Here is a 7624-nt window from a genome sequence, read left to right as displayed (position 1 = left end):
CGAGAGTAAAACTTTGGGTGTTACCTAAAGCTGCTTTGTCCGCAGAATCTCAGTGGCTTCAGCCCTGAGAGTGTCAATCCTTGCGGATAATTACGATCGCCCAAAAATAACGCCTGCATTCCCTGATTCCCATTTCGCGTATTTCTGCATAACACTAGCGTACATTTCTGAGTCTGTAAACCCTGTTAACCAAGCTGGTAGCTGAGGCCAAGGCTGTTGGTTGAACCAATTTTTATCGGTATGAGCGAATTGACGAACAAAAGGTGCGATCGCCATATCAGCCAATGCTACATTGTTACCAAATAAATATTTAGTGGCGCTTAACTGTGCATTGAGTTTGTCGAGGAATAAAGAACCTTCATACCGATGTACTTGGGCATCAACACCTGGGTAACGTTCAGGGTACTTATAACGGTCAAGATGATATTTAAACCTATCATCAAATTCAGCAATTAATACTAGCATTTCTGCAACCGAACCTTTTTCTGGAATCAACCATTTTTCAGGATCATACTGTCTCAATGCCCACAACATAATATCGATACTTTGATCGAGTACCCGCCCGTCAACATCAATCAATATCGGTACCGTACCTTTGGCAGATACCTGCAACATTTCTTGTGGTTTGTCTCGTAAAACAACTTCCCGCAACTCACACACCCGATTGCTAACCATTAAGGCCAAGCGCGCCCGCATAGCATAGGGACAGCGGCGAAAGGAATACAAAATTGGGTATATTACTGACATATAATCTCAATTCCGGTTGCACCGGAATTATTGTTGACTGTTGACTGTTGACTGTTGAAGGAGAGGTCGAAAAACTGATACCAATTTAATGTGAAGTTGCACATATCTCGATCCCCCTAAATCCCCCTTAAGAAGGGGGACTTTGAGCGGAATCTTGTTCCCCCCTTATTAAGGGGGGCTAGGGGGGATCTGATTCTATGCAGCATCATAAAAAAATTGGTATGAATGGTTGAGTGTTAACTGTTGACTCGATTTTATTATTCTGATGCCACCGGAAACGATATAATTAGTCGATCGCGCGATCGGGTTTTTCGGGTCAGAAACCCAGTTTCTTCGTAGATTTCTTGTCGCTAAACAAGATTTTTCGTAGCAAGGGGGTTTCTTTAAGCTTAGTGAATAATAATATTAGTCGATCGCACCATCTACTTTTTCCTTAGCATCATAGCGCGCGCCGATATGTACTTGGTTGCGACGCTTAGCAAGCTCAATCTGACGTTGACGTTCAGATAAGGCTTGTTTTTTGGTTTCAGTTTTGGAGTCATGACAATGAGGACAACTCACACCAAGTACAAACAATTCAGAAGCCTTATCTTCCTGACTAATCGGGTGACGACAACCGCGACAAAGTTCATAGTTACCTGGCTTTAACCCCTGACCCACAGAAACCCGTTCATCAAAGACAAAACATTCACCTTCCCAACGACTTTCTGCTTCCGGAACCGTTTCCAAATATTTTAAAATTCCGCCTTCGAGATGATAGACTTCATCAAAACCTTGAGAGCGCAAAAAAGCAGTAGATTTCTCGCAGCGAATACCACCCGTGCAAAACATTGCCACCTTGGGTTTATTGCGTAAAGCAGCTTCTTGCAGCGCCCATTCCGGTAACTCAGAAAAGCTTTTTGTGTTTGGATTAATAGCGCCTTCAAAAGTACCCATAGATACCTCGAAGTCGTTACGCACATCAACCACGACAACATCGGGATCGTCAAGCAGCTTATTCCACTCATCAGGCTTAACATATTTGCCAGCCATGAGGCGGGGATTAATGTCTGGTACTCCCATCGTGACGATTTCGCGCTTCAAGCGTATTTTCAGGCGGTAAAAAGGTGCTTTTTCCGAGAAAGATTCCTTGTGTACCAGATCCGCAAAACGCGAGTCACTACGCAAGAATGCCAGCACTGCGTGTACGCCTTCGGATGAGCCTGCGATCGTGCCATTGATGCCTTCGGCTGCTAACAAGATAGTGCCTTTGACGTTGTTGTGATTGCAACAATCGATTAGCGGTGCTTTCAGGTCGGCAAAATCCGGTAGTTCAACGAACTTATATAAAGCAGCGGTTAAGAAATAAGCCATAGATTGAATTGATAGCACTAATTAATTTTCATACTTCTATGAAAATTCAGTCAAAGCGGGCGGTGGGGCTCGAACCCACGACGTCCAGCATGGGAAGCTGACATTCTACCACTGAATTACGCCCGCGCTTAGTGTTTTTTACCTGTTTTCAGCTTCTTTGACTTTAGACGCCGATCGGTAAAAAACGACTAGAAAAACATTGTACAACTATTTTCGGATTTTGAGTATAGCATTTTGACAATCAATTTTGGGCGACAGCCGATCGCCCAACCGAGCCATGATACTGTGGCAGACGAGCCAATTGTCATCGCGGCCAAAACCTGCCACTAAATCAGCAATCGCCTCGGTTCCGAACCTTGACAAAGAGTTAGCGGCTTCGGATCGCACATTCGGATCGCGCCATCGAACTGCATCATTTTTAACAGCGCAGCCATTGAGTCCGCAGTTTGACTATGCCGCCATCCCATCGCCACGAACGATCGCACCATCAACCCCGTATCGTTCACTTTGCTCAGCAACATCGGTAGCGCCACCGCAGAATCGCACTTTCTCACAGCCGTTCCCCCCGCAGCCTGTCTTGAGAATCACAACTTGGCAGCGCTGCTGGGATTTCGCTAATTTCCCTAAGCCCATTAAAATATATTTTTGTTACTTTTCTTTACGACTTTAGCTAGGATGGCCGGATTTTGGGAAGATTAAAAAAAATTCAGTTATTAGATTATGTCGGCAAATTAACAGCCTCAAACTTCCACACCAGAAGAAGTTCAGGAAGCAATTGCTGAGCGTGAGCAATATTGGCAACGGCCGATCGACGATACCTTGAAAATGACTAAAAAGGTACAAATGACCCAACAAGCAGGGAGCATCTCAATGAAAGCAGCCAAGCTAGAAATTGGAGTTAGGAGCCAGGAGCCAGGAGCCAGGAGGAAAGAGTCAGAAGGAAGGAGTCAGAAGAAGTGTTTTTACAAATATGAGATGCTCCCAACAAGCAGTGATGAAACACTTATAAAATTATCCCGATATAGTTTCCCAGAAAGAATTGGTTTAAAGCCTGTCCCTTGTAGGGAGAAATTAAAAGAAGACTATTCATTACTCCAATCCTCTTGCTTCCAGGTAGAGGTCGCTATCAACTGTCAACTGTCAACTGTCAACTGTCAACTGAAATCGGTGGGGTGGTAGCCAATTTGCGCTCGCAACAACCTTCCTCAAAATGAGATTAATTGCGGTTTTGTAGAGTATGCTGTTTTTTTGAGTTGATCTACTTAATTGTACTGTTTTCCTTCCCCGGAGATTCTCCAGAGTCCCACTGCTTGATAAGGGCGGACAAAATTCCGGTTGGAAGTTTTTTGATGAGTTGGGGTATTGAGGAGAAATCCACTCGCTCGCAAACCTTGATAGAACTCCTACGCTGGCAGAATCGGGAAAATTCACTCATTCTTAACTTTTAACAGTATAATTTTTAAGGGATTTCCCGTCTCAATCTTGTCCGCTGCTAGGAAAGGGGGAACTCCAAAATAATGATTTTAAAAGCGCTTGATAACACAGGCCGACTTGCCTAGATATTATATCGGTAGGTAGATGACTTATTATTCATTTTAATATATATATATATATATATAATATCATCAAATACAATATAACGATAATACGCTGGCAGCAAGCTATCTGGTATAAAAAATGAGTCAGAATAAGTTTTCCAAAAAATCTAAACCTCAAGCTGATATGGATGCTGAAGGAAAGCAACAAAACAATCAAAACGAGTTATTTCCAGTCGTCGGAATAGGAGCCTCTGCAGGTGGATTGCAAGCCTTTACCAAATTACTCAGCCATTTGCCGATCGATACCGGCATGGCGTTTGTAATAATTCAGCATATGTTGCCGACTCAGGACAGTGTGTTGAGAGAGATTCTGGCTCGATCGACCCAGATGCCCGTGCATGAGGTGAAATCTGGGATTAAAATAGCACCGAATCAGGTATACGTCATCCCCCCCAATGTCAGCCTGACCATCGATCAAGCGGTGCTGAAGCTAACGCCTCGCGGCAGAACACGCGGGATATTTATGTCCGTCGATACTTTTTTGGTTTCCCTCGCTGCAGAACGGGGGAACCAAGCCATCGGCGTCGTTTTGTCCGGGGGCGACGGCGATGGTGCCCAAGGATTAAAAGCGATTAAGGCTGCAGGCGGTATTACTTTTGCCCAAAGTGAAGGATCGGCACAAGTCAGCAGTATGCCGAACACTGCGGTGGCTACGGGTCAGGTAGACTTTATCTTGACACCGGAAAAAATTGCCCAGAAAATAGCAGAGATCAGCCGTCATCCCTACATTGCCGATCGGCCTGCGACAGAATCGACCACCAGCGAAAATAAGAGCGAAAGTAAAGATGCGATCGCCACCGTCTACACTTTGCTGCGCGCCGCTACAGGAGTTGATTTTACTCACTACAAACAAACCACCTTGAAGCGGCGGATGCAGCGACGGATGTTGCTGTACAAGCTGGAACGGATCGAGGATTATGCCGAATATCTCAAAAACACCCCGACAGAAGTAACGGCGCTTTATCACGATGTTTTCATTCATGTCACCAGCTTTTTCCGTGACCCCGAAAGCTTTGAGGCTTTAAGCAGCAAACTTTTTCCCGAAATCGTTAAAGATAAATCACCGAAAACACCGATCCGAATTTGGGTGGCCGGCTGTTCAACCGGTGAAGAAGCTTACTCGATCGCCATTTGCTTGCTAGAGTTTTTAGCAGATCGAGCTACTAATCTGCCGATTCAGATTTATGCCACAGACATCAGCGAAAGTGCGATCGCGATCGCCCGCCGCGGCTTTTATACGCAGGCCCAAGTCGCCCATATTTCACCCCAGCGCCTGAATCGGTTCTTTGTCCGAGTCGAAGGCGGATACCAAATCGCTCAGCCGGTGCGCGAACTCTGCGTCTTTGCCAAACAAAACCTGATCAGCGATCCGCCGTTTTCCCGGATGGATTTGATCGCCTGTCGGAACGTGCTGATTTATCTGGGCCCCCCGCTGCAAAAAAAGCTGCTGCCAATTTTCCACTACGGGCTTCGGCCCGCAGGCTTCTTGCTGTTAGGCACTTCGGAAACAGTTGGTGACTTTTCAGAATTGTTTGCGCTATTCGACAAAAAGAACAAAATTTATACTAAAAAACTGCTGTCGCATTGGCTCAGTATGGATTTAACTGCTAGCAACTATCCTGCGACAGCCATCAACTTTCCACCGCTGTTGACGGAAAGCTTAAACGAAATCGAAATCGAGAAACAGGCAGATCGCATTGTTTTGAATCACTATGCCCCTGTCGGCGTCGTGATTAACACAGCCAGAGAGATTCTGCAATTTCGGGGACAGACGAATGCCTACCTAGAACCGTCTCCCGGTAGGGCTAGCTTGAATTTGCTGAGAATGGCAAAAGAAGGATTGCGCCTCGAACTCCGTAGTGCAATTGAACAGGCCTCGCAGCAGCAGTTGCCGATCGAACGTACTGGCTTGCAAATTAGAGAAAGGGAGATCATCCGCCAGGTCAAAATTAATGTGATTCCATTCCCAACAGGCGCTGCCGCAAAAAACTATTTTTTAATTTTGTTTCAAGACGAGCCGCCGATCCCTGCAATGCCTGCTGCTGTAAACGATGGTAGAGTCAACTCCGATGCTTTAGAGGGTGAAAGTTTGGAGATTGCGAGGCTGCAACAAGAACTCAAAACCACAAAAGACCACCTGCAATCGATCGTCCAAGAACATCAAGCCGCTAACCAAGATTTGAGAGCCGCCAACGAAGAGATTCTGTCGAACAACGAAGAGTTGCAAAGTACAAATGAGGAACTCGAAACCGCAAAAGAAGAGATTCAGGCAACCAATGAAGAACTGAACACGATTAATGACGAATTGCAGCGGCGCAATCTTGAATCGACTCAGGTGAGTAACGATTTACAGAATCTGCTCAGCACCATCAATATTCCGATTCTGATGCTGGGAGGCGACCTGCGAATCCGCCGGTTTACTCCCGCAATCGAAGGCATCTTCAACTTGATTTCTACCGATGTCGGGCGCTGTTTGAGCGACATCACTCACAAGTTGATAGTGCCGGAGTTAGAGCCAATGATTTTAGAGGTGATCCGCACGCTCAATTTGAAAGTTCAGGAGGTTCAAGATCGAGAGGGTCGTTGGTACGATCTGCATATTCGACCGTATCGGACGATCGACCACAAGATTGATGGGGCTGTGGTGATGTTGGTGGATATCCACGAGCTCAAAGTCAGCGGCGAGCAGTTGATGGAAGCGAAAAACTACGCCGAAACGATCGTGGAAACCGTCCGGGAACCGTTGCTAGTCTTAGATCTCGACCTGCGGGCGATCACCGCCAATCGTTCTTTCTACCAGACGTTTCAGGTGATGCCGATCCACACTGAGCAACACTCGATCTTCGATATTGGTAACAGACAGTGGAATATTCCCCAGTTGCGATCGCTCCTCGAAGAAATTCTGGCAGGAAAGAACGAGTTTCACGATTTTGAGGTCGAGCATGACTTTGAGCAGATCGGGCATAAAATAATGCTGCTCAATGCCCGCAAAATGCCTCCCATCGGCAATACACAGATGATTCTGTTGGCGATCGAGGATATCACGGAGCAAAAACAGTTGGAGACAGAACGCAGCCTGCGGATTCAAGAACAAACGGCTCGTGCGGCTGCTGAGCAGGCCAACCGCGTCAAAGATGAGTTTTTGTCCGTCCTCTCTCACGAACTGCGGACGCCCCTGAATGCGATAATTGGCTGGACACAGTTGCTGCGCCTGAAAAAATTTGACGAAGCTAAAACCGAGGAGGCGATAAGAACGATCGAGCGCGCCGCCAAAGCACAAAACCAGCTCATCGACGACATCTTAGACGTTTCGCGAATTACCACAGGTCAGTTTCGGCTCAATGCTTTGGAAATTGAGCTGAATCCACTGGTTAAAAATGCGATGGAGGTGGTTCGTTTGGCAGCAGAAGCCAAAAATATTCAAATGGAATCCAGGCTAACTCCTTTAACACTAAACGTATTGGGCGATCCAAACCGTTTACAACAGGTAGTGTGGAATCTACTTTCAAACGCGATTAAATTCACCCCAGCCGGAGGCAAAATTGACATCGCATTAGACTGCATTGACGGCATGGCTCAAATCCAAATTAGCGATACTGGCCAGGGCATTCACCCTGATTTTCTCCCCTATGTGTTCGATCGCTTCCGTCAAGCGGATAGTAGCTACTCTCGCAGAGACGGTGGATTGGGGCTAGGACTCTCGATCGTCCGTCATTTAGTAGAACTCCACGGCGGTACTGTTGGTGCAACAAGTTCAGGTGAGGGACAAGGGGCAACGTTTACCGTGAAGTTGCCGCTACGAACAAATATCCCAGAAAGTTAGACACTAATATTTACCAAAGACATAATTGATCTCGTTTCCGGTTGTACCATCCGTGATTGTGGACTGTTGACTGTGAGTCAAAAAAACTGAAAATTGCGCTATA

At 46.2% G+C, this 7624-nt stretch carries 4 protein-coding genes and 1 tRNA gene; 1 reads left to right on the top strand and 4 read right to left on the bottom strand.

Going from position 1 to position 7624, the window contains the following annotated elements; translation table 11 throughout:
- Window positions 1-90 precede the first annotated feature (90 nt).
- The 4 genes from QUA58_RS17425 to QUA58_RS17410 form a co-directional block, all read right to left on the bottom strand.
- Window positions 91-747 (bottom strand): glutathione S-transferase, encoded by a 657-nt coding sequence (locus QUA58_RS17425; protein WP_333255028.1) that lies wholly within the window; start codon window positions 745-747, stop codon window positions 91-93.
- A 405-nt stretch (window positions 748-1152) separates the two neighbouring features.
- Window positions 1153-2100 carry an oxygen-dependent tRNA uridine(34) hydroxylase TrhO gene (trhO, locus tag QUA58_RS17420; protein ID WP_333255030.1) on the bottom strand — a complete coding sequence of 316 codons (948 nt, stop codon included), beginning with the start codon at window positions 2098-2100 and terminating at the stop codon, window positions 1153-1155.
- 54 nt (window positions 2101-2154) lie between these two features.
- Window positions 2155-2226 (bottom strand) — tRNA-Gly (locus QUA58_RS17415).
- Between the two features lie 200 nt (window positions 2227-2426).
- Window positions 2427-2654: a hypothetical protein gene (locus QUA58_RS17410; protein ID WP_333255032.1), complete on the bottom strand. Its 228-nt coding sequence runs from the start codon at window positions 2652-2654 to the stop codon at window positions 2427-2429.
- A gap of 1123 nt (window positions 2655-3777) precedes the next feature.
- Here QUA58_RS17410 and QUA58_RS17405 point away from each other — a divergent pair.
- Window positions 3778-7521, top strand: a complete 3744-nt coding sequence (locus QUA58_RS17405; RefSeq protein WP_333395030.1) for a chemotaxis protein CheB — start codon at window positions 3778-3780, stop codon at window positions 7519-7521.
- The last annotated feature ends 103 nt before the right edge of the window (window positions 7522-7624 follow it).

This window comes from Microcoleus sp. N9_A1, assembly GCF_036701795.1.
Taxonomy (GTDB): domain Bacteria; phylum Cyanobacteriota; class Cyanobacteriia; order Cyanobacteriales; family Microcoleaceae; genus Microcoleus.
This window is presented reverse-complemented; position numbering and strand designations above follow the sequence as displayed.

Excerpts from the sequence above, each read along its gene's own strand:
- QUA58_RS17425 (WP_333255028.1), bottom strand. The coding sequence starts at position 747 with ATGTCAGTAATATACCCAATTTTGTATTCCTTTCGCCGCTGTCCCTAT.
- trhO (WP_333255030.1), bottom strand. The coding sequence starts at position 2,100 with ATGGCTTATTTCTTAACCGCTGCTTTATATAAGTTCGTTGAACTACCG.
- QUA58_RS17405 (WP_333395030.1), top strand. The coding sequence starts at position 3,778 with ATGAGTCAGAATAAGTTTTCCAAAAAATCTAAACCTCAAGCTGATATG.